18 protein-coding genes and 1 tRNA gene are annotated in these 22,946 nt (G+C 64.6%); 6 read left to right on the top strand and 13 right to left on the bottom strand.

The window, feature by feature from the left end:
• Positions 1 to 11 precede the first annotated feature (11 nt).
• Positions 12 to 863, top strand: a complete 852-nt coding sequence (locus UIB01_RS20575; RefSeq protein ID WP_038664657.1) for a universal stress protein — start codon at positions 12 to 14, stop codon at positions 861 to 863.
• Positions 864 to 902: 39 nt separating this feature from the next.
• On the opposite strand, the gene cfaB is transcribed toward UIB01_RS20575, so the two are convergent.
• Positions 903 to 2,084, bottom strand: a complete 1,182-nt coding sequence (cfaB, locus tag UIB01_RS20570; protein ID WP_038664654.1) for a C17 cyclopropane fatty acid synthase CfaB — start codon at positions 2,082 to 2,084, stop codon at positions 903 to 905.
• Between the two features lie 147 nt (positions 2,085 to 2,231).
• On the opposite strand from cfaB, the gene UIB01_RS20565 reads away from it, so the two are divergent.
• Both UIB01_RS20565 and UIB01_RS20560 read left to right on the top strand, forming a co-directional pair.
• Positions 2,232 to 2,606: a DsrE family protein gene (locus UIB01_RS20565; RefSeq protein ID WP_038664651.1), complete on the top strand. Its 375-nt coding sequence runs from the start codon at positions 2,232 to 2,234 to the stop codon at positions 2,604 to 2,606.
• On the top strand, positions 2,603 to 3,067 hold the full coding sequence (locus tag UIB01_RS20560; protein ID WP_038664648.1) for a glycine cleavage system protein H: 465 nt from the start codon (positions 2,603 to 2,605) through the stop codon (positions 3,065 to 3,067). The genes UIB01_RS20565 and UIB01_RS20560 overlap by 4 nt, the downstream gene beginning before the upstream one ends.
• A gap of 94 nt (positions 3,068 to 3,161) precedes the next feature.
• Here the strand turns inward: UIB01_RS20560 and UIB01_RS20555 are convergent, their stop codons facing one another.
• The 9 genes from UIB01_RS20555 to UIB01_RS20510 all read right to left on the bottom strand — a co-directional run bounded on the left by UIB01_RS20555 (position 3,162) and on the right by UIB01_RS20510 (position 13,795).
• Positions 3,162 to 3,479, bottom strand: coding sequence for a hypothetical protein (locus UIB01_RS20555; protein WP_038664645.1), 318 nt, complete (start codon positions 3,477 to 3,479; stop codon positions 3,162 to 3,164).
• A gap of 130 nt (positions 3,480 to 3,609) precedes the next feature.
• A tRNA-Sec gene (locus tag UIB01_RS20550) sits at positions 3,610 to 3,705 on the bottom strand.
• Positions 3,706 to 3,744: 39 nt separating this feature from the next.
• Positions 3,745 to 5,661, bottom strand: coding sequence for a selenocysteine-specific translation elongation factor (gene selB / locus UIB01_RS20545; protein ID WP_038664642.1), 1,917 nt, complete (start codon positions 5,659 to 5,661; stop codon positions 3,745 to 3,747).
• Positions 5,658 to 7,067, bottom strand: a complete 1,410-nt coding sequence (gene selA, locus UIB01_RS20540) for an L-seryl-tRNA(Sec) selenium transferase (RefSeq protein ID WP_038664640.1) — start codon at positions 7,065 to 7,067, stop codon at positions 5,658 to 5,660. Before selA ends, selB begins: the two co-directional genes overlap by 4 nt.
• Positions 7,064 to 7,981: a formate dehydrogenase accessory protein FdhE gene (gene fdhE / locus UIB01_RS20535; RefSeq protein WP_038664638.1), complete on the bottom strand. Its 918-nt coding sequence runs from the start codon at positions 7,979 to 7,981 to the stop codon at positions 7,064 to 7,066. The genes selA and fdhE overlap by 4 nt, the downstream gene beginning before the upstream one ends.
• A gap of 130 nt (positions 7,982 to 8,111) precedes the next feature.
• Positions 8,112 to 8,735 (bottom strand): formate dehydrogenase subunit gamma, encoded by a 624-nt coding sequence (locus tag UIB01_RS20530; RefSeq protein ID WP_015278740.1) that lies wholly within the window; start codon positions 8,733 to 8,735, stop codon positions 8,112 to 8,114.
• Between the two features lie 56 nt (positions 8,736 to 8,791).
• Positions 8,792 to 9,730, bottom strand: a complete 939-nt coding sequence (gene fdxH, locus UIB01_RS20525) for a formate dehydrogenase subunit beta (protein WP_038664631.1) — start codon at positions 9,728 to 9,730, stop codon at positions 8,792 to 8,794.
• Complete coding sequence (fdnG, locus tag UIB01_RS20520) at positions 9,730 to 12,804, bottom strand: formate dehydrogenase-N subunit alpha (protein ID WP_146031063.1); 3,075 nt, start codon at positions 12,802 to 12,804, stop codon at positions 9,730 to 9,732. Before fdnG ends, fdxH begins: the two co-directional genes overlap by 1 nt.
• Positions 12,805 to 12,958: 154 nt before the next feature.
• Positions 12,959 to 13,795, bottom strand: coding sequence for an AraC family transcriptional regulator (locus tag UIB01_RS20510; RefSeq protein WP_038664621.1), 837 nt, complete (start codon positions 13,793 to 13,795; stop codon positions 12,959 to 12,961).
• Positions 13,796 to 13,914: 119 nt separating this feature from the next.
• On the opposite strand from UIB01_RS20510, the gene UIB01_RS20505 reads away from it, so the two are divergent.
• Positions 13,915 to 14,343 carry an organic hydroperoxide resistance protein gene (locus UIB01_RS20505; RefSeq protein ID WP_038664618.1) on the top strand — a complete coding sequence of 143 codons (429 nt, stop codon included), beginning with the start codon at positions 13,915 to 13,917 and terminating at the stop codon, positions 14,341 to 14,343.
• A 37-nt stretch (positions 14,344 to 14,380) separates the two neighbouring features.
• Positions 14,381 to 15,331, top strand: a complete 951-nt coding sequence (locus UIB01_RS20500) for an alpha/beta fold hydrolase (RefSeq protein WP_038664615.1) — start codon at positions 14,381 to 14,383, stop codon at positions 15,329 to 15,331.
• 120 nt (positions 15,332 to 15,451) lie between these two features.
• Here the strand turns inward: UIB01_RS20500 and UIB01_RS20495 are convergent, their stop codons facing one another.
• From UIB01_RS20495 to uvrD, 3 genes are all read right to left on the bottom strand, one after another.
• On the bottom strand, positions 15,452 to 16,294 hold the full coding sequence (locus tag UIB01_RS20495) for a Tim44 domain-containing protein (RefSeq protein WP_038664612.1): 843 nt from the start codon (positions 16,292 to 16,294) through the stop codon (positions 15,452 to 15,454).
• A gap of 169 nt (positions 16,295 to 16,463) precedes the next feature.
• Entirely contained in the window at positions 16,464 to 17,567 is a 1,104-nt protein-coding gene (locus UIB01_RS20490; protein ID WP_038664608.1) for a TRAP transporter substrate-binding protein, read from the bottom strand.
• A gap of 73 nt (positions 17,568 to 17,640) precedes the next feature.
• Positions 17,641 to 19,830, bottom strand: coding sequence for a DNA helicase II (gene uvrD, locus UIB01_RS20485; RefSeq protein WP_038664607.1), 2,190 nt, complete (start codon positions 19,828 to 19,830; stop codon positions 17,641 to 17,643).
• Positions 19,831 to 20,087: 257 nt separating this feature from the next.
• On the opposite strand from uvrD, the gene UIB01_RS20480 reads away from it, so the two are divergent.
• Complete coding sequence (locus tag UIB01_RS20480) at positions 20,088 to 22,940, top strand: putative bifunctional diguanylate cyclase/phosphodiesterase (protein WP_038664604.1); 2,853 nt, start codon at positions 20,088 to 20,090, stop codon at positions 22,938 to 22,940.
• The last annotated feature ends 6 nt before the right edge of the window (positions 22,941 to 22,946 follow it).

Below are 22,946 nucleotides of genomic sequence, written 5' to 3'. Positions count from 1 at the left end.
GGAGAACAACAATGACCCACGTAATGGCTTGTATCGACGGATCACCGCAGGCTGCGGCGGTTTGCGACTATTCGGCCTGGGCCAGCAAGCGCCTGGACGCGCCCCTGACGCTGCTGCACGTGCTGGATCGCCAGCAGTACCCGGCATCGGGTGATCTGAGTGGCATCATCGGTCTGGGCAGCCGCGAGTTTCTCCTGCAGGAGCTGGCGACGCTGGATGAAAAGCGCGCCAAGCTGGCGCTGGAAGAAGGCCGCATGATGCTCGATGCCGCACGTCAGCGCGCCACTGCCGCTGGCGTTGCCCAGCCCGAGTGCCGCCAGCGCCATGGTGATCTGGTCGAGTCCTTGCGCGATCTGCAGAACGAGACGCGCCTGCTGGTGATCGGCCGTCAGGGCGAGGACAGCGGTGATGCCATTCAGCACATTGGCAGCCAGCTGGAAAACGTCATTCGTACCATGCAGCGGCCGATTCTGGTTGCCTCGTGTGGTTTCAGCGAGCCGCAAAGCGTAATGCTCGCCTTCGACGGCAGCGCCACCAGCCGCAAGGGTGTGGAAATGCTGGCTGGCAGCCCGCTGTTCAAAGGCATGCCGATTCATCTGGTGATGGTCGCAGCCGACACCGCCGATAACCATGCCCAGCTGGAAAGCGCCCGTGACGTGCTGATTGCTGCCGGTTTCAGCGTCGAAATCGCCATCCGCGCCGGTGAAGTCGAGCCGACCCTGCATGCCTATCAGGCCGAGCACGGTATCGACTTGCTGGTGATGGGCGCCTACGGCCACTCGCGCATCCGCCAGTTCTTCGTCGGCAGCACCACCACCAACATGATCCGCACCACCTCCACGCCGCTGCTGTTGCTGCGCTGATCGCTATCCGCTGCGCGCCCGTCCCGGGCGCGGCTGCAGTCAGCGGTAAAGGTCCGCCCGGCTCCACGGCAGCTCGTGAGAGCCGTTCGGCAGCGGCTTGCTGGCAAGGATCTGATGCAGGTTGATCCAGTTGTGGCGGAAGCCGTAGGCGCAACCGGCCAGATAGAGGCGCCAGATGCGCAGCGCGCGCTCGGGGATCATCCGTTGCGCCTGCTCTAGCTGCGCTTCCAATCGCTCGCTCCAGAAGTCAAGTGTGCGCGCATAGTGCAGGCGCAGGCTTTCCACATCGACGATCTCCAGCCCGGCCTCGCTGACGCTGGCGCTGATGTTCACCAGATGCGGCAGCTCGCCATGCGGGAATACGTAGCGGTCGATGAACTCGCCGGCACCATGCCCGACCGGCCGGCCGTCGATATGCCGCGCGGTGATGCCATGGTTCATAACCAGCCCGCCCGGCCGCACGGCGTCGAACAACCGCTGGCAGTACAGCGGCAGGTTGGCGTGGCCGACGTGCTCGAACATGCCGACGCTGACCACCTTGTCGAAACGGCCATCCTGCGGCAGATCGCGGTAATCCATAAGCTCCAGAGTGACCTGCTTCTGCAGTCCTTCGGCAAGCACACGTTCGCGGGCCAGCTCGAGCTGTTCGCGGCTGAGGGTGATGCCGAACACCTGCGTGCCGAACTCACGCGCGGCATAGCGCGCCAGTCCACCCCAGCCACAGCCGACATCCAGCAGGCGCTCCCCTGGCTTGAGCCGCAGCTTGCGACACAGGTGGCGCAGCTTGGCCTGCTGCGCCTGCTCGAGGTCTTCGCTGCCGGTTTCGAAATAGGCGCAGGAATAGACCATGTCCTTGTCCAGCCAGAGCCGGTAGAAATCGTTGGAGAGGTCGTAGTGATAGGAGATGGCTTCCGCGTCGGTCGCCTTGTCGTGCGCCTCGCGGGAAGGCAGCGGGGAATTGTCCTCACCCAGCGCCCGGGTGATCACATCGCCGATGCGGATCACCTCGTTGACCGGCCCCTGTAGGTCGATCAGGCCTTCGACATAGGCGGTGCCGAGCAGATCGAGGCTTGGCCGGGCCAGGTGAGTCACCAGATTGGGATCCTTGATCACCAGAGTGACGCAGGGCGAAGGCCCGATATCGATGTCGTTACCGTCCCAAAGGCGCAGGCGCAATGGCAGACCAAGTTCTTTCAGGGCCGGAAGCAATGTTGCAAGCATGCCTGGATCTCCTGTCATTCCATCGAAGAAATCGTAGTCCAACAAATGGCAACTGTAGGCTATGGTGATGATAGTTTCATGCTATGAGGCAAAAAGCGGCAAACGTGCGGCTAACGGCTTAAACCTTCAATCTCTAAACGAGGTCCCATGGAGCACCCCCCCTCACAACGTGTACTGATTCTGGTCACCAGCGGCCCCAGCATCCCAGCGCGCTGCGCAGCGCCTTTTCATATCGCCACGTTGCTGGCCTGCATGGATGCCGAGGTAACCCTCTACCTCACCGGCGAAGGCGTGCAACTGGCGCGCCGCGAGGTGGCCGAATCGCTGCGCGCGGCAGAGGGCGGCGAGCCGCTGCAGCATTTCATCCGCAACGCCAAACAGGCAGGTGCGCGCCTGCTGATGTGTCGCCAGCCCGGCGTCCAGTTCGACCCCGCTACGCTGATCGCCGAACTGGACGAAATCTCCAGCGGCGGTGAACTGGCGCAAATGATCCTTGAGTACGAGCGGGTGCTGACCCTATGAATGTGCACGGTCTGGAGTTTCCCGACTCGCTGCGCTACGCGCCGGAGCACAGTCTGTGGCTGCGCGAGGAGGCCGACGGCAGCCTGACGGTCGGCCTGACCGCTTATGGTTGCGCGCTTTATGGCCAGATATTCGCCTTCACCCCCAAACGCGTCGGCGCCCGCATCGAGCGCGAGCGCAGCTTCGGCGTAGTGGAATTCGCCAAGGCCGCCTCGTCGGCACGCAGCCCGGTGTCCGGTGAGCTACAGGCGGTGAACGAAGCACTGCTAAAGCGTCCGGCGCTGATTAACCAGGATTGTTACGGAGAGGGCTGGATGGTCCGCCTGCAGCCCGAGAACTGGGCCGCCGTGCGCGACGAATTCCCGCTGGGCGAGACCGCAGCGGCAGCCATCGCCGAACGCATGCGGCTGGACAACTTCGACCCGGCCAACGCCCATGTGCAGGCGTTGCAGTGGAAATAACGGGTGCCTGAGGCGGGTTAGGAACGGGGGCTTCAGCTCGCCGCCTCAATACGATGCGGGGACGCAAGCCTGGCAATTGCGGCGCGATATGCGCTCAGGGCTCGTCCGGCGTCGGTAGGTCCAGCACCTTCACGCAGCTCGCCTTGATCGCATGGTCCAGCTGGCGGATGCAGATATCGATCGCCAGGTCGCGCGTGCGCTTGTTCGTCCACTCCAGCTCGGCCAGCGTCTCGATCAGGTCCTCATGGCCGTTCTCGTTGACCAGCATCCCGTGCCTAACGGTCAGCGTCCGCCCCTGCAGACTCAACTGCACAGGGTCACGCCCGATCAGCGAGCCGCCCGCTTCCAGCAGGCATTCAATGTGGTCACGCAGCGCATGAAACGCTCGACGCTCGTCGGCCCGATCACTCACAAAGCCTCTCCTATCCCTGGAAAGAAAAACCGCGATTGTGACGTGCTTCGCCCTTTAGTGCGATGGCTTTTTGATATTGCCAAGTGGGGCGGGCTGTCGCAGGGTGATGAGAAGGGTAGAGCGGGGTAAATGGCGGAAGGCAGTGAGAGTCGAACTCACCCGGGAACGGCTGCCGCCCCCAACCGGGTTTGAAGCCCGGCCGCACCACCGGGTGCGATTGCCTTCCTTATCTGGTTTTGACGTGAGAAAGGAAGCGGCGACCAGCCTACCCCAGGCCTGACTGTATCGCCAAGGCGCTGTCCTGGCGGACTTTGCGTTCGTTGCCGAAGCGGCGGGTGAGGCCGATGCGGTCGAAGTGTTCGAGCAGTTGGATGCTGCGTTTGCGGCCGAGCTGGATGCGGTCGCGGAAGGCGGCGGCGCGGATTACGCCGCTTTGTGCTTCCAGTTGCAGTACATGCCCCGCAAGTTGGCGAATGGTGAACTCGGGATAGAACAAATCTTTCACCACCTGTTGCAGCAGACCGAGGCGGGCGAGCTTGCGTAGCAGGTTGCGCATCCGTGTTTCGTCGACGCCGAGGTCGCGGGCCAGGTCGCGGACCCAAGGTGGGTCGAAGTGGCCGGCTTCGAGCAGTGGCCACAGGCGTTCCTTCAAAGCTTCTTCCGCATCGCTCAGGCGCACCCGGTGATCGGGGCGGTGCAGCCACGGGCCGCTGGTTTCGATGCGGCCGGTGGCCAGTGCCTGTTCCAGCAGGGCGATGAACACCGGCCGCTCCAGCTGCGGCAGGGCGTAGCGACGCAGGCGGTCGCGGTCGGGGCCGAGTTCGTCGGGTTGTTCTTCGTGAAAACGCTGCAGAGCGGTGAGCAGGGTGGCTTCGAGTTCGCTCCAGCGGGCGTGATCGAACAGTCGTGGGCCGAGTCGGGTGCCGACTTCCAGTACGCCTTGCGGGAGCTGCCAGCCGTCGCGCGGGCGGTTGAACTGGCGTTCCAGGCTTTGCGGGTCGAAGCCGTTGGTGGCGCTGGCGAGCAGCGGCGGCAATGCCTGCTCCAGGCTCGGCTGGTCGAGGGCGCGAAGTTGTTCCAGCCGTGCGGCGCGGCGGCGATTGCGCGGTGGTGCGTACGGGTCGAGCACGCGACCACCGCCGAGGGTGCGCTGGGCGGACTGATCGCGCAGGACGATACGGTCGCCATGCACGGCGTGGCTCGGTGCATTCAGCAGCAGTTGGGCAAAGGCGTGCTCGCCCGGGGCCATGCTCGCATCTTCGAGCAGGGCGATACGCGCTGTGACGTCCTGGGCGCCGAGGTGCACGTGCACCGGCGTCCAGTGCTTGAGTTCGTGGGCTTCGCCGGGCAGCAGCTGGAGGTCGATATCGATGCGTTGCGTGGGTGCATGCAGCAAGGGGTGCAGCAGCCAATCGCCGCGATGGATCTGCTCGACGGCCAGGCGCTCGCCGGCAAGATTCAGTGCCACCCGCTGGCCGGCATGGGCTTCGCCCGCTTCACGATTCTGCGCATGCAGGCCGCGGACGCGCACACGTTTGCCGGTGGGGCCGAGCAGTAGTTCGTCGCCGATGCGCACGCGCCCGGCAAACGCGGTGCCGGTGACCACCACCCCGGCGCCGGTAACGCTGAAGGCACGATCAATGGCCAGCCTGAAGTGCCCGCTGTCGCTGCGGGCGGCGGTGCGTGCGGCTTCGTCGATCAGCGCGACGCGCAGGGCGTCGATGCCATCGCCGCGGATGCTGGACACCGGAAAGATCGGCGCGCCGGCCAGTGGCCCGGCGGCCAGCAGGTTTCCGATCTGTTGCTCGACTTCGGCGATGCGCGCCGGCTCCACGCGGTCGATCTTGGTCAGCGCCACCAGTGCCCGGCGGATGCCGAGCAGCTCGACGATGGCCAGGTGCTCGCGGGTCTGCGGCATCACACCGTCATCGGCAGCCACCACCAGCAACACGCAGTCGATGCCGCTGGCGCCGGCCAGCATGTTGTGCACGAAACGCTCATGGCCCGGCACGTCGATAAAGCCGGTAAGGCTGCCTTCACCGAGGTTGGCGTAGACGTAGCCGAGGTCGATGGTGATGCCGCGCTCGCGCTCCTCGCGGCGGCGGTCGCCCTGTTGCCCGGTGAGGGCTTGCAGCAGTGCGGTCTTGCCATGGTCGATGTGGCCGGCGGTCCCGACGATCAACGGGCCATCTCCTCTTGCAGTTGCGGTAGTTGCTGAAGGAAGGCCGGCTCGGCGTCGAGCTGGCGCAGGTCGAGCCAGAGGGCGTCGTCATCGATGCGCCCGAGCACCGGAATCGGCAGGCAGCGCAGGGCTTCTTCCAGCTGGCGCAGGCTGCGGCCGCGCAGGCGCTTGGGCTGCTGCGGGCGGATGCACAGGGCGGCGCTGGGCAGGCGTGCCACCGGCTGCGCGCCGCTGCCGATCATGCCCAGGGCATCCACAACGGCGACACTCCAGCTTTCCCCGAGCACGGCGGTCAGCGCCGGGGCGATGCGTTCGGCCTGGGCGCGGATCTCCGTCTGCGGGCGGCTGAGCAGGCGCAGGCTGGTGAGGCGTTCGGCCAGGCGGTCGGGGTCGCGATAGAGGTTGAGCACCGCTTCCAGCGCCGCAAGGGTCAGCTTGTCCACGCGCAGGGCGCGCTTGAGCGGGTTCTTCTTGATCTTCTGGATCAGCGCCTTGCTGCCGACGATAAGCCCGGCCTGCGGGCCGCCGAGCAGCTTGTCGCCGCTGAAGGTGACGATGTCGGCGCCGTCACGCAGCGCTTCCTGCACCGTCGGCTCCTTGGGCAGGCCCCAGCGCGAGAGGTCGAGCAGGCTGCCACTGCCCAGATCTTCCAGCAACGGCAGATCGTGGGCATGGGCGATGCGCGCCAGCTCGGCGGTGGCGACGCTGGCAGTGAAACCCTGCACGCTGTAGTTGCTAGTGTGCACACGCATCAGCAGGCCCGAGCGCGGGTTGATCGCCGCTTCGTAATCCTTGGCGTGGGTGCGGTTGGTGGTGCCGACTTCATGCAGCTTCACGCCGGCGCGGGCCATGATGTCGGGGATGCGAAAGGCACCGCCGATCTCGATCAGCTCGCCGCGGGAAATGATGCCTTCCTTGCGTGCGCCGAGGCTGTTCAAGGCCAGCAGTACGGCGGCGGCGTTGTTGTTGACCACGGTGACGGCCTCGGCGCCGGTCAGCTCGCGGATCAGTCCTTCGATGAGGTCGTCGCGATCGCCGCGCTTGCCGGTGGCTAGATCGAATTCCAGATTGAGCGGGTAGCGCGCGGCTAGGGTGATTGCCTCGATGGCTTCATCCGGCAACAGGGCGCGGCCGAGGTTGGTGTGCAGCACCGTGCCGGTGAGGTTGAACACGCGGCGCACGCGGCTGCGGTGCTGGTTGGCCAGCCGCTCGCCAGCGCGCCCGGCGAGCACCGCTTCGGACAGTTCCAGTGCGGCCAGCTGGCCATTGCGGGCCGGCTCGCGCAGTTCATCGAGCAGGTCGCGCAGGGTGCTCAGCAACGCCTGGCGGCCGTAACGCTGCTGCAGCGGCTGGCAGGCCGGGTCACGCAGCAGCTTGTCGACCGAGGGCAGGTGGCTGCTGCTCATGCATCGCCCCCCGGTGCCAGCAGCAGATTGGGCGCGTGACGCTGGAAGCCCTGCTCGGCTAGCAGCATGTCCAGGTCCAGCGTGGCGAGGTCGGCGGAGAGGCTTTCACCATCCGGCGCCAGGTCGAGATAGAGCTGCTTGAGGTAGCTGTTGCACTCGGGGCAGACCTCGGCCTTGACGCCCTGAGGCGAGCCTTCGAAGTGCAGGTAGTCGAGCTTCTTGGTGCTGCGGCAGTGGCTGCATTTGACGCGCACGTAATGCCACTCGCAGGCACACAGCGAGCAGACAAGATAGCGCAGGCCGTTGAGCTGGCCGCGATGACGGATGATGCCGGCCATGGGTGGCGCGCCGCAGCAGGGGCAGAGGGCCTGGTCTTCGCGCTCGCGCAGGTCGGAGAGGTCGAGCTGCAGCAGCCAGTGGCTCCACGCCAGTTGCAGGGCGGCGCCGAGAAAGGGCACCAGCGCCGGCGGCAGGCTGTCGTACTGGCCGCTGACCAGTGCCACGGCCCAGGCCTTGCGCTGGCCGCTCTCGGCCTCGCGCAGTTGCCTGATGGCCGCGACTACCGCGGGATTTTCCGGCACCACGAAGGCATCCAGCCAGGCATCCAGCATCGTCAGCCAGGCATCGTCGCGGACCAGGGTGTCGGCAGCCAGCGGCGGCAGATTGTGTTTGAGGCTTTCACGGGTGCGGTGTTCGTTCAGCGGTGGCATTGCCGGCGGGTTGTCCAGCACCTGCTGTTGCGCCTGGCAGACCGCGGCCAGCAGGCGCAGGTAGTCGGCGAATGGATGGCCTTCAGCGAGCTTGCTGAAACGTTCGCTGCGCAGAGCGAATAGATCGCGCGGCGGCAGGTTGGTGAAGGGTGGTTTGCTGGCCGCGGCTTCGATCTGCCCGGGCTCTAGAATGGTGCCTGCCACGCAGGACTCCTTTTCTTGTGGTTATGCCGAACAGCATAGTCCGTCAGCGGTTGTCGCTCGGCTTTCGATGGTGCGCGTCGCCGAAGATTCCCGCGCGGCGCGGGAATCTCCGGTTGAACAGCGGTGCCGCTTATTTGCGTTCGGTGATCTCCCGGTACCAGGCTGGATGGTGCTTGCGTGCCCAGGCGCGGCTGACGGTGCCATAGAGCATCGAACCCATCGAACCCTTGATCCAGATGGCGGCGTAGATGTGCACGATGATGCTGACGATCAGCACGAAGGCGGCGATGGCATGCAGCAGGCTGGCCCAGCGCAACGAGACGATGCCGAAGAAGCTGCTGAAGTACTCGCGCCAGATGACGATGCCGCTGAGCAGCAGCACCAGCATGCTGAGGATCAGCACCCAGAACAGCACCTTCTGCCCGGCGTTGTAGCGGCCGACTTCCGGTAGTCTGTCTTCGCGGTTGTGCACCACGTCGTTGATCTGCCTGAGCCACTGGCGATCCCTCGCCTCGATGCGGTTGTGCCCGGCGAAGCGGATCGCCAGCCAGAGGAAGAAGACGAACATCGCGACCCCGATGAAGGGGTGCAGGATGCGCGTCCAGGTGCCGCCGCCGAACAGCCCGGAGAGGCCGAAAAGCGCCGGATGGAACAGTGCCAGGCCGGACAGCGCGGCGAGCACGAAGAGAATCGCAACGATCCAGTGGTTGGTCCGTTGCGAGGGGTTGTAGCGTTCGATCTCGTTGTTGTTCATCGTTGACTCCTTGAGCGAGCGGACTCCGAGGGCGGCCCGCGAACGGGGCCGCGCGGTCAGGGTCGCGGCTCCTTGGGATCGACCACATGCACCGAAGGATCGACCTGGTGCACCACGGGCTCGCTGAGTTCGGTCTTGTCCTCGTCTTCCTCGACGCGGATCGGGCCGACCCGCGTGTAATGGAAGAAGCCGGCCAGCACCGCCGCGCCCATGCCCAGCAGGGCGAGGGGCTTGGTCACGCCTTTCCACAGGCTGACCAGCGGGCTGATGGTCGGCTCGTTCGGCAGGTCGCTGTACAGCGAGGGCTGATCGGCATGGTGCAGCACGTACATCACGTGCGTACCGCCGACGCCATCGGGGTCGTACAGGCCGGCCTGGTCGAAACCGCGCTCCTTGAGATCGGCAATGCGCCCGGCGGCATGCTCCTTCATGTCCTCCTTGCTGCCGAAGACGATCGCCCCGGTGGGGCAGGTCTTCACGCAGGCCGGCTCCAGGCCGACCGATACGCGGTCGGAACAGAGCGTGCACTTGTAGGCTTTCTTGTCCTTCTCGGAGATGCGCGGGATGTCGAACGGGCAACCGGTGATGCAGTAGCCGCAGCCGATACAGTGGTCCTGGTTGAAGTCGACGATGCCGTTGGCGTACTTCACGATCGCCCCCGGTGCCGGGCAGGCCTTGAGGCAGCCCGGGTCGGCGCAGTGCATGCAGCCGTCTTTGCGGATCAGCCACTCGAGGTTGCCGCTGCCGGGGTTCTCGTACTCGGCGAACTTCATCACCGTCCAGGACTCGGCGGTGAGGTCGATCGGGTTGTCGTAGGTCCCGTTGCTGGTGCCGACGTCGTCACGCAGGTCGTTCCATTCCGAGCACGCCACCTGGCACGCCTTGCAGCCGATGCACTTGGAGGTGTCGATCAGTTTCGCCACTTCGCCGATCTCGCGGATCGACGGCCGCTCGGTGGTCGTGGCGGAGCGGGCAATCACGTCTTGAGTAGCCATCATGCCTTCTCCACGTTGACCAGGAACGACTTGAACTCCGGCGTCTGGGTGTTGGCGTCACCGACGAACGGCGTCAGCGTGTTGGTCAGGTAGCCATTGCGCGCCACCCCGGCGAAGCCCCAGTGCAGCGGGATGCCGATCTGGTGCACCGTCTGCCCGTCCACGGTCAGCGGCTTGATGCGCTTGGTCACCACCGCTACCGCCTTGATATAGCCGCGGTTGGACGACACCTTGACCCGCTCGCCGGCGACGATGCCCAGTTCCTTGGCCAGCACTTCGCCGATCTCGACGAACTGCTCGGGCTGGGTGATCGCATTGAGCCGGCAATGCTTGGTCCAGAAGTGGAAGTGCTCCGTGAGCCGGTAGGTGGTAGCCGCGTAAGGGAAGTCCTCCGCGGTGCCGAACAGCTCCATGTCGTTCTTGAACACCCGTGCGGCGGGGTTGCTGATCGCCTGCGCGTTGTCGGGATGCAGCGGGTTGCGACCGATTGGCGTCTCGAACGGCTCGTAATGCTCGGGGAATGGCCCCTCGTTCATCTTGTCCACGGCGAACAGCCGCGCCACCCCTTCGGGGTTCATGATGAACGGGTTCATGCCGTCCTCGGGCTTTGAGTCGACCTTGAAGTCCGGCACGTCGGTGCCGCCCCATTTGCCGCCGTCCCACCAGACCAGGCGCTTTTTCTGCTTATCCCAGGGGTTGCCTGCCGGATCGGCCGAGGCGCGGTTGTAGAGGATTCGCCGGTTGGCCGGCCAGGACCACGCCCAGCCCAGCGTCTGGCCCATGCCGTAGGGGTCGGCGTTGTCGCGCCGGGCCATCTGGTTGCCGGCCTGGGTCCAGGCGCCGCTGAAGATCCAGCAACCACACGAAGTGCTGCCGTCGGCGCGCAGCAGGCCGAAGCCGGGCAACTGCTCGCCGGCCTTGGCCAGCTGAGCGCCGGTCTGCAGGTCGAAGACGTCGGCCAGCGCCTTGCCGTTGTACTCCTGGGCGATTTCCTCTGCAGTCGGCTCTTCCGGTTGGCGGTAGCCCCAGTCGATATTGAGCAGCGGTTCGGCATAGGCGCCGCCTTCCTTGCGATACAGCTCGCGCAGCCGGTGGAACAGACCGCCCATGATCACCACGTCGGTCTGCGCCTGGCCGGGCGGCTCGGCGGCCTTCCAGTGCCATTGCAGCCAGCGGCTGCTGTTGACCAGCGACCCGTCCTCCTCGGCGAAGCAGGTGGTCGGCAGGCGGAACACCGTGGTCTGGATGCTGGCGGTGTCGACGTCGTTGTACTCGCCGGCGTTGCGCCAGAACTCCGAGGTCTCTGTGGCCAGCGGGTCCATGATCACCAGGTACTTGAGTTTGGCCAGCGCGGCACTGACCTTGGCCTTGTTAGGGAACGAGGCGATGGGGTTGAAGCCCTGGCAGAAATAACCGTTCACCTGTCCCTGGTACATCATGTCGAACACCTTGAGCACGTCGTAGCCGGGAATATCCAGCTTCGGCAGCCAGTCGTAGCCCCAGTTGTTCTCCGCCGTGGCGTTCTTGCCGTACCAGGCCTTCATCAGGCTGACGTGGAATTTCTCGTAGTGCTGCCAGTAGGACAGCTGCCCCGGCCGCAGCGGCTTGGCGGTGCGCTTGGCGATGTAGGCCGTGTAGTCCTGTTCGGCGTCGAGCGGCAGGGTCATGTAGCCCGGTAGCAGGTTGGAGAGCAGTCCCAGATCGGTCAGCCCCTGGATGTTGGAGTGCCCGCGCAGGGCATTCATGCCGCCGCCAGGCATGCCGATGTTGCCGAGCAGCAGCTGCACCATGGCGCCGGTGCGGATCATCTGCGAACCCACCGAGTGCTGCGTCCAGCCTAAGGCGTACATGATGGTCATGACCTTGCCCGACGCCGAGGTCTCGGCAATGGTTTCCCAGACCTGCAACATCTTTTCCTGCGGCGTGCCGCAGATGTTGCTGACCACCTCCGGCGTATAGCGGCTGTAGTGCTGCTTGAGCAGATTGAACACGCAGCGCGGGTGGGTGAGGCTCTTGTCGACGCGGGCGAAGCCGTCCTCGTCCAGCTCATAGCTCCAGGCAGACTTGTCCGGATAGCTGCGTTTCTCGGCGTCGTAGCCGTTGAACAGGCCATCCTCGAAGCCGAAGCCTTCCTTCACGATGAACGAGACATCGGTGTAGTTGACCACGTACTCGTGCTGGATCTTGTCGTTTTCCAGCAGGTAGTTGATCAGCCCGCCGAGAAAGGCGATGTCGGTGCCGGTGCGGATCGGTGCATACAGGTCGGCCACCGAGGCCGAACGGGTGAAGCGCGGATCGACCACCACCAACCGCGCCTTGTTGCGCGCCTTGGCTTCGGTGACCCACTTGAAGCCGCACGGGTGCGCTTCGGCGGCGTTACCGCCCATGATCAGGACCAGATCGGCGTTCTGGATATCACTCCAGTGATTGGTCATGGCTCCACGGCCAAACGTCGGGGCAAGACTTGCCACCGTCGGGCCGTGTCAGACACGTGCCTGGTTATCGAACGCCAGTATGCCGAGTGATCGAACCACCTTGTGGGTGATATAGCCGGCCTCGTTGGATGAAGCCGAGGCGGCGAGGAAACCGGTAGTCAGCCAGCGATTGACCGTCTGGCCCTTGTCGTTGCGCTCGATGAAGTTGGCATCGCGGTCGTCCTTCATCAGCCGGGCGATGCGGTCGAGGGCGTCGCTCCACTCGATGCGCTTCCACTCGTTGCTGCCGGCCTCGCGGACCTCCGGGTGGGTCAGGCGGTTGGGGCTGTGGACGAAGTCCAGCAGGCCAGCGCCTTTCGGGCACAGGGTGCCGCGGTTGACCGGGTGATCGGAGTCGCCTTCGATGTGGATGATGTTCTGCGCGACGTTCTTGCCGCCGCTGCCCTGGCTGTAGAGGATCAGTCCGCAGCCGACGGAGCAGTAGGGGCAGGTGTTGCGCGTTTCACGGGTGTTGGTCAGTTTGAAATGCCGGATCGACTCGGCATACGCCGTCGGCGGGGCCATGCCCAATGCCGCCATGCTCGACGCCCCAAGGCCCACACCGCAGACCTTGAAGAACTGTCGACGGTTCATATCCATCGGAGGTTCTCCTTCTTATCAGGCTTGGACGCCGATACGTTGTCGGCGTCTGCCAAGGAGCTTAGTCAAAGTTCCGCAAAGCGAAGGATTACTGCCGCCAATTTACTGCTCGTGCCACTGCACTCCGCCATCCAAGTCAGTGTTTGCGCTGCGTTCAGGAATTCGCCGGCATGGACAGCTGATTCTTCCATTCGCGTGGGGACAGTCCGGAATGTGCCTTGAAGGCTCGGGAAAACGCAGCTTCGCTGCCATAACCGACTTCGGCCGAGATCATCTTCAGCGGACGCCCAAGGCGTAAGGCTTTCTGCGCCAGCCGTACACGCCAGCCCTGCAGATACTGTCCCGGCGTGGTGCCGACCGTCTCGCGGAATGCCGTGGCGAACACGCTACGCGACATCCCGGCGACGCCGGCCAGTTGTTCGAGCGTCCAGTCCTGCGCTGGCGCCTCGTGCATCGCCACCAGGGCATTGCGCAGGCGTGGATGTGCCAGCCCGGACAACAGCCCGCCATTCACCGCATCGCTTTCCATCAGCTGGCGCAGGACCTGGATCATCACCACTTCGATTAGCCGCTCAACCATTGCCACGCGGCCGCAGCGCTGCTCGAAGGCTTCTTCGAACAGCAGTGTCAGCACCGGCTCGGCGCCCCATACCTCGTCCAGCGGCAGGCAGACGGCATCCGCTAACCCGGACGCGATGGGGTTGCTGGCGCCGCCCTCGAACGACAGGTTCGCGCAGACCATATCTGCGTTCTGCCCGGGGGCGACGAGGAAACGGTGCGTCAGCGGCCGCGGGAACAGCAGCAGGCTGGGGCGCTCGACCTGCAACTTGTCCCTGCCGTAATGCACCTCGACGGCACCGCTGCGCACCAGATGCAGCTGTCCGTGCATGCCATCGCTTTGCAGCGTGTTGATGCCGCACAGCGGCCCGGTATTGAACACCTGTGCGCTCATCGGGAAGTGCGTCATCAGCGCAGCGAGCCTGTCGGCCATCTTCGTACTCCTGATCATGTTTTCAGGATTTTACGTCACCAATAGTTTTTCGTGGTGAGCAGAATAGCTCTCACCGGGCAACAACGCCCTGGCCTACCAACAGAACAGGAACCGTAGCCATGACCATCGAAAAAATCCTCTACACCGCCACTGCAACCGCCACCGGCGGCCGCGAAGGTCGCGCCAGCTCCTCTGACGCAGCGCTCGACGTGCAACTGTCCACCCCGCGTGAACTGGGTGGCGCCGGCGGCCCCGGCACCAATCCGGAGCAACTGTTCGCTGCCGGCTACTCGGCCTGCTTTCTCGGCGCGCTGAAGTTCGTCGCCGGCAAGCAGAAGGTCACCCTGCCGGCCGACACACGCATCACCGGCAAGGTCGGCATCGGCCAGATCCCCACCGGTTTCGGCATTGAAGCCGAGCTCACAATCAGTGCCCCCGGCGTCGCCCGCGACGTGCTGCAGAACCTGGTCGAGCAGGCCCACGTGGTCTGCCCCTATTCCAACGCCACCCGCGGCAACATCGACGTCACCCTGATCATCGCCGACTGAGCCAGCCCACCGTATTTACGAACAGGAGACACACGCCATGAATGCCATCATCCGCACCTTCACCCTCCCGCTGCTGGCCATCGCGATGCAGCCAGTTTTCGCCGCACAACCGGAACAGGCCACGCAACCGACATCCAGTATCACCAGTGCCCGCACCGTCAGCACCATCACCACCGCTGACGGCGTGCAGCTCTACTACAAGGACTGGGGCCCGAAGGACGGCCCGGTGGTCACCTTCAGCCACGGCTGGCCGCTCAACTCGGACAGCTGGGAATCGCAGATGCTGTTTCTCGCCTCCGAGGGCTATCGCGTAGTTGCCCACGACCGCCGCGGCCATGGCCGCTCCAGTCAACCGTGGGAAGGCAACGACATGGATCATTACGCCGACGACCTGGCCGCGGTGATCGAAGCGCTCGACCTGAAGGATGTCACGCTGGTGGGCTTCTCCACTGGTGGCGGAGAGGTGGCGCGCTACATCGGTCGCCACGGCACCAAACGGGTCAAGAAGGCCGTGCTGGTCAGCGCCGTGCCGCCGATGATGCTAAAAACTGCGGATAACCCGGGTGGCCTGCCGCTGGAAGTCTTCGACGGCATCCGCAAGGCATCGTTGGAGGATCGCGCGCAGCTGTACCTCGACCTCGCCTCCGGTCCGTTCTATGGCTACAACCGTCCGGGCGCCAAGGTATCCCAGGGGCTGATCGACAACTGGCGCGCCCAGGGTCTGCAGGCTGGCCACAAGAACACCTATGACTCCATCGCTGCGTTCTCGGCCACCGATTTCCGCGGTGATCTGAAGAAGTTCGACGTACCGACCCTAGTGATCCACGGTGACGATGACCAGATCGTGCCGCTGGACAGCTCGGGCAAGGCGTCCGCAGCACTGATCAAGAATGCGAAGCTGATCGTCTATCCCGGTGCACCGCACGGCCTGACCGACACCCACAAGGAGCGCTTCAACAACGATCTGCTGGCCTTCCTCAAGGAATGAGGCCGACCCGCTTTACTGAGTGGATCGCAGCACCGTCGCTTCAGAAACGACAAACCCCGCCAGTTGGCGGGGTTTGTTTGTGGTCTGCCCTGGGCATACCGGCTTTCTACATGACGCCAATCAGGCGTTCTGGCGGATACCAGCGACCAGCCAGGGCTGGTTCTCGCCCTGGGCACGTTCCATGCGCCAGCTTTCGCTGAACGGCTCGCCCTGGTCGAAGCGCGAGGTCTTCGATACACCGGTGAAGGTCAGGGTGGCGGTGGTCTTCTCGGCATCGTCGTCGACGCCGTCGAGCTGGATCTGCAGGTCGTCGATGTAGGTCGACTGATAAGCATCACCGATCTCGGCGCGCTCCTGCTTGAGGAAGCCCAGCAGCTGCGGGGTGACGAACTCGGAGATCTTGTCCATCTCGTTGGCGTCCCAGTGCTGCTGCAGCGACAGGAAATGCTCGCGGGCCGCAGCGACGAAGCTCTGCTCGTTGAACCAGGCCGGGGCGTTGATCACCGGAGCGGCGGCAACCGGGGCGGCGCTGCCACCGAAGATGGAGGTCGCCGGCTGCTGCGGCATCTCACGCTGCATCGGTGCATGGCCGGCCATGGCTGGCTGCTGCTGGCGACGACGGGCGGCGAGGAAGCGGAACAGCAGGAACGCGATCACGCCGAAGATCAGGATATCCATGAACTGGATGCCTTCGAAGCCGTCGCCCATGAACATGGAAGCGAGCAGGCCACCGGCGGCGAGACCGGCCAACGGGCCGAGCCAGCGCGAAGCACCGCTGGCAGCGGCGGGCGTCTGACGGCCTGCCTGATTCGGCGCGGCCTGAGTCTGCTGGGGCGCCTGGCGGGTCTGGTGGCTCGGTGCCGAGCCGAAGCTCTTGCCGCCGCCGAAGCGCTTGGCGTGGGCGTCGAGCGCGAAGGTCAGGCTGATACACAGCGCCATGAAAATGCTAAGCACACGTTGCATTGAGTGTTCCCGCTGAAAAGAGTGGAGTACGCGCGCCATCCTGCCGAGGCGGGCAGGGGTTGGCCAGGGGCAGTATGTTACCGGCTTTTGCTTGCGACCGTTGGTCGCGCCCGGCAGTGCGGGTGACGATGCGAAAACGGAGCCAGGCGGCTCCGTTTTCAGGTCCGGCTCAACGCCAGTTGTACAGCTCCTTCTCGGAGATCTCGTGCATCGGCTTGACCTGTTCCTGGAAGGCCTTCATCGATGCCCAGATGCGGCCGTTCAGCTCGCTCTGCGCGGCCAGCTCGCCGAGCACCAGCTCGGATTGCTCCTGCATGGCGCCGAGCACTTCGTCGGGGAAGCGCTTGAGCTGCACACCCTGCTGCTTGAGCTGGTCCAGGGCCAGGGCGTTGTTGTAGACGTAGTCATCCATCATGTCGCGGCTGGCCGCGCGGGTCGCCTCGGTGAGGATGGCCTGCAGGTCCTCGGGCAGGGTGTCCATCGCCTTCTGGTTGACCAGCAGCTCCAGCACCGCCTGCGGCTCCTGCCAGCCTGGGTAGTAGTAGTACTTGGCAGCCTTGTGCAGGCCGAAGGCCAGGTCGTTGTACGGGCTGACCCAATCGGTGGCGTCGATGGCACCGGTCTGCAGCGCGGTGAACACTTCGCCGCCGGGCAGGTTGACGGTGGTGGCGCCGAGGCGTGCCAGCACTTCGCCGCCCAGGCCCGGCATGCGGATCTTCAGGCCGCGCAGGTCGTTCAGCGAATTGATTTCCTTGTTGTACCAACCGCCCATCTGCATGCCGGTGTTGCCGACCACCATCGGTTTCACGCCGAAGGGGGCATAGGCCTCTTCCCAGAACTTCTGGCCTTCGCCCTTGCTCAGCCAGGCGTTCATCTCGATGGCGGACAGGCCGAACGGCACTGAAGTGAAGAATTGCGCAGTGGGCACCTTGCCCTTCCAGTAGTAGGCGGCGCCATGGCCCAGTTCGGCGGTGCCGCGAGAAACGGCATCGAACACTTCCAGCGCCGGGACCAGTTCGCCGGCCGCATAGACCTTGATGGTCAGGCGGCCGTCGCTCATCACCTTGACCCGCTCGGCCAGGCGCTCGGCGGCGGTGCCGAGGCCCGGATAGTTCTTCGGCCAGGCGGTGACCATCTTCCAGCTGTAGGTCTTGGCGGGTTCGCTGGCGGCCTGTTGGCCGGCGTTTTCGACTTTCTTGTCGTCGTTGCAACCGGCAAGGCCGAGGGTGGCAAGCAAGGCAGCGGCAGCACCGAACAGATGGCGGCGTTTCATGGGTCGGTATCCTTGGAAGATTCTTCTTATAGGAATGGCTGGTTGGTATGACGGGTTGACGTTAGCGTCAACCTCACAGGGCTTCAAGTTTTGCGTAGCTGAGCATCAGCCATTTGCTGCCCTCGTCTTCGAAATTCACCTGCACCCGGGCCTGAGCGCCGGAGCCTTCGAAGTTGAGGATGGTGCCTTCGCCGAACAGCGAATGACGCACGCGCTGGCCGAGGCTGAACGGCGTTTCCGGCACGCCGGCGCCGTCGAACAGCGAGGAGCCGCTCATGCTCTTGCCACTGAACGAGCGCGTCACGGTATTGCTCAGGCGCACTTCCTGGATCAGCGCGGGCGGCACCTCGCGGACGAAACGGGAGATCTTGTTGTAGGTCTCGCTGCCGTACAGTCGGCGGGTTTCGGCGTAGGTAATCACCAGCTGCTGCATGGCGCGGGTGATGCCGACGTAGGCGAGGCGGCGTTCCTCTTCCAGACGGCCGGATTCCTCCAGGCTCATCTTGTGCGGGAACAGACCTTCTTCCATGCCGACCAGGAACACCAGCGGAAACTCCAGACCCTTGGCGCTGTGCAGCGTCATCAGCTGCACGCTGTCCTCGTGGTCGCCGGCCTGCTGTTCGCCGGCCTCCAGCGAGGCGTGGTCGAGGAAAGCCGCCAGCGGCGACTGGATGTCGTCGTCTTCTTCGCTGTAGCTGTCGAAGGCACGTGCGGCGGAGACCAGTTCCTCGAGGTTTTCCACCCGCGCCTGGGCCTTCTCGCCCTTCTCGTCGCGGTGATAGGCCAGCAGCCCGGACTGCTCGATGACCAGCTGCGCCATGTTGTGCAGCTGCATGCCTTCGACTTTCAGCGCCAGGGTGTCGACCAGTTCGACGAAGCCGTTCAGTGCGCTGGCTGCACGGCCGGAAACCGCCTTGGTACCGACCGCCTGATGCAACGCCGCCCACATCGACAGGCCCTGCTCACGCGCCAGCTGGCGCAGGCACTCGACGGTCTTCTCGCCAATGCCGCGCGCCGGAACGTTGATCACCCGTTCCAGCGCCGCGTCGTTATCGCGGGTCTGGATCAGGCGCAGGTAGGCCATGGCGTTCTTGATCTCGGCGCGTTCGAAGAAGCGCTGGCCGCCGTAGATGCGGTAGGGGATCTTCTCGCGCAGCAGCGCCTCTTCCAGCACCCGCGACTGGGCGTTGGAGCGGTAGAGGATGGCGATCTCGCTGCGGCTCATGCCGTCGCGGATGGCCTTCTCGATGCTCTCGACCACGTAGCGCGCTTCGTCGTGCTCGTTGAAGGCGGCGTACAGGCTGATCGGCTCGCCTTCGCAACCGGAGGTCCAGAGCTCCTTGCCAAGACGGCCCTGATTGTTGGCGATCAGCGCGTTGGCGGCCTTGAGGATGCAGGCGGTGGAGCGGTAGTTCTGCTCCAGACGGATGGTTTCGGCGTCCGGGAAGTCCTGGCTGAACTGGTGCAGGTTCTCGACGCGTGCGCCACGCCAGCCGTAGATCGACTGGTCGTCGTCGCCGACCACCATCAGGCTCTCCCCGCCCTTGGCCAGCAGCCGCAGCCAGGCGTACTGCACGGCGTTGGTGTCCTGGAACTCGTCCACCAGCACGTGGCGGAAGCGCCGCTGGTAGTGCTCGAGCAGGCCCGGATGGTCGCGCCACAGGTCCAGGGCGCGCAGCAGCAGCTCGGAGAAGTCGATGACGCCAGCGCGGGTGCAGGCCTCTTCGTAGGCTTCGTAGATCTTCAGCTGGGTGGCGAGGAACAGATCGCCGCCGGCCTGGATGTTGCGCGGGCGCAGGCCTTCATCCTTTTGCGCGTTGATCCACCACTGCGCCTGGCGTGCCGGCCAGCGCTGCTCGTCGAGGCCGAGTTCGCGGATCACCCGCTTGACCAGGCGCTGCTGGTCGTCGGAATCGAGAATCTGGAAATTCTGCGCCAGCTTGGCTTCCTGCCAGTGCGCCCGCAGTAGGCGGTGGGCCAGGCCGTGGAACGTGCCGACCCACATGCCCTGCGGGTTGACGTGCAGCAGCTGCTCGATACGCTGGCGCATCTCGGCGGCAGCCTTGTTGGTGAAGGTCACCGACAGGATCGAGTGCAGCGAGGCGCGTTCAACCTGGTGCAACCAGGCGATGCGATGCACCAGGACGCGGGTCTTGCCCGAGCCGGCGCCGGCCAGCACCAATTGACGACCCAGCGGCGCGGCCACGGCCTGGCGCTGAGCATCGTTGAGGGAATTCAGAAGGAGAGAGAGATCGTCATGCATCGCGGCATTCTATTGGAATTGCTTGCGCTGCGCTCGCCCTGTGGTCCGCTGTCGTGGCGTTTGCAGGCTTGGCGAAAGCGACTGCCGGGCGCCCATGCGGGGCGCTCCAGTGCGATTCCGCCGGTCGGCGGATGTGATGACGGTGGCCTTTTCCGACGTATCGCCGTATGACGCAGCGCTAGCAACGTGCCATTATCGGCAGTGGTTCGGTGCCGAGGAGCACTAATTCGGGTGCAGCTACTATTAGAACAACAATCATGACCGATTCCATTCGAGCCGCTTGCCCTGCATCGGCACAGCTTCTTCCAGATGCGCTGGCGCTCTCCGATCAAACCGCTGAGCGTACGCGTCTGCTCTACCGTGGCTCTCGCATTCCAGCCGTGCTGCTGGTGCTAGCCACCCTGGCCTGTGGCGCTGTGCTGTGGGGCGAACAGGCAGGCATCGAGCTTGGTATCTGGCTGTCGTGGATGCTTGGCCTCGGTTTGCTACGGCTGCAGCAGGTCAAGGCGTTCAATCGTGCAAGCCCCATGCAGCAGGCCGCGCCGTATTGGCGTTGGCGGTTCATGCTGGGCAGCGCTGCGTCTGCCCTGAGTCTCTGTTACGCCATGGTTGCGCTGGTTCCGGCCGATGCCTTCGCCACCCAGGCGCTGCTCTATGGATTGATCGGCTCGGTGGTGGTGTCTGCCAGCGTCGCCTACGGCGTCAGCCTGCCGGCTTTTTTCAGTTTCGCGGCGCCGAGTCTGCTGCCGACTGGTGTGCTGCTGATGAACAGCGGTCATCCGCTGCAGCAGGGCTGGGGCCTGTTTGCGCTGATCGTCCTGGCGACGCTCAGCCTGATTGCCTGGCAGATCAGCCGCCTGCTCAGCGACGGTCTGGAGCAGCGCCAGCACAAGCTGCAGCTGATCGAACGGCTGGAAACGGTTGGCCGCGATGCGGAGCAGCTGAACGTCATGCTGGCCAACGAAATTGATCAGCGCCGTCACGCCGAGCAGAAGTTGCAGCGCGCCTATGAGAGTCTCGAACAGCGGGTGGCTGAGCGGACCGCAGAGCTTGCCCGGGTGGCCGAAGAGCTCGGCGAAAGCGAGGCGCGGCTCAATCTGGCGCTGGATGCCAGCGGTCTCGGTTTGTGGGACTGGGACCTGCAGCACAATCGCGTTCACCACTCGCGGCTCGAGGTCGTTTTCGGCATCGGCCTGCAGAAGCGTCGCGCCGAGGATGGCGCGCAATTGCCAGACATTCATCCCAGCGATCTGGAGGCCGTACGCGCCACGCTGATCGCACACCTGAAGGGTGAAACCGAACTCTATGGCGTCGAATTCCGCGCGGTGCGCGCCGACGGCAGCGAAATGTTCATAGAAGATCGCGGGCGCGTGATCCAGCGCGACCCCTCCGGCCGTGCGTTACGCATGATCGGTACTCGTCGCGACGTCAGTGATGTGCGCCGTCAGGCCGAGCAGCAACGGCTGGCCGCGACGGTGTTCGAGGCGGCCAGCGAAGGCATGGTGATCATGGACGCCAATTACCGGGTACTGGCGGTTAATGACGCCTGCTGTGAGCTGTCTGGCTATGGCCGTGAAGAACTGCTCGGGCGCAGCATCGCGCGCATCGCCGGCTCGCCGGAGAGCCAGCGCCAGTATCAGGCGATGCGTGAGGCGTTGGAGCGTAATGGCCACTGGCAGGGCGAGTTGATCGAGACGCGCAAGAGCGGCGAGGTGTACCCGCAATGGGTGCAGTTGCGCGAGGTGCGTGCCGCCGATGACAGTGTCACCCACGTGGTCGCCTTCATCTCCGATCTCAGCGTGCGGCGCAAGATCGAAGAGCGCCTGCGCTACCTGACCCATTACGACGACCTCACCGGGTTGGCCAATCGTGGGTTGTTCAAGGAGCGTCTGCACGACGCCTGTCAGCGCGTGCGCCGAAACGGGCGCAACCTGGCAGTGCTCTACATCGATCTGGATCGCTTCAAGCTGCTCAATGAAAGCCTAGGGCATGAGGCGGCCGATGCATTGCTGCGCGAAGTCTCGCGCCGACTGTCCATGACGCTGACCGAAGCCGACACCATTGCGCGCCTGTCCGGCGACGAGTTCGTCGTGCTGCTCGATGCCTACGGCAGTCTCAGCAGCCTGGCACATCTGGGCAGCCGGCTGCTGCAGCGAATCCGCAAGCCGATGACCATCGGCGAGCAGGAGCTGGTGATCAGCGCCTCCATCGGCGTCAGCCTGTTGCCGGACAACAGTCGTGACGCCGATGCGTTGCTGCGCCAGGCGAACAGCGCCATGCAGCAGGCCAAGCACCTGGGCGGCAACACCCTGCAGTTCTTCACCGATCGGCCGCAGGCCTCGAGCATGCATTACCTGCAGCTGGAGAATCAGCTGCGCAAGGCGCTGGAGCTGAGCCAGCTGGAGGTGTTCTACCAGCCGCGGCTGAGTCTTGCCGATGACCGCCTGGAAGCCGCCGAGGCGCTGGTGCGCTGGCGTCACCCGGAACTGGGGCTGGTTGCGCCGGCACAGTTCATCCCGCTGGCCGAGGAGACCGGGCTGATCATTCCGCTCGGTGAGTTCGTGCTGCGCGAGGCCTGTCGCCAGGCGCGACAGTGGCAGCTGGAAGGATTGGCCGAGATTCGCGTTTCAGTGAACCTGTCGGTCAAGCAGTTGCGCCAGGGCAACTTCGTCAGTCTGGTACGTCAGGTGCTGGAGGAAACCGGGCTGCCGGCGACGATGCTGGAACTGGAGCTGACCGAAAGCCAGTTGCTGGACGATATCGACAATGCCATCAGCATCAGTGAACAGCTGCGCGCGCTGGGTGTGCGGCTGGCGATCGACGACTTCGGCACTGGCTTCTCGTCACTGAGTTACCTCAAGCGCTTCCCGGTGGACTACGTGAAGATCGACCGTTCGTTCATCTGCGAGCTGGAGCATTCCAGTCAGGACGCGGCGATTACCCGGGCGATCATCGCCATGGTTCACAGCCTGGAACGCAAGGTGGTGGCCGAGGGGGTGGAAACCCAGGCGCAGATGGATTTCCTCAAGGCCAACCACTGCGACGAGATTCAGGGCTACCTGCTCAGCCCGCCGGTGCCGGTCGAGCAGTTTGTGGAGCTGCTGCGCTAGGCGCGG

Source organism: Stutzerimonas decontaminans (assembly GCF_000661915.1).
Classification (GTDB): Bacteria; Pseudomonadota; Gammaproteobacteria; order Pseudomonadales; family Pseudomonadaceae; genus Stutzerimonas; species Stutzerimonas decontaminans.
Note: the sequence above shows the minus strand (reverse complement) of the source record. Positions and strands in the feature narration are given on the sequence as shown.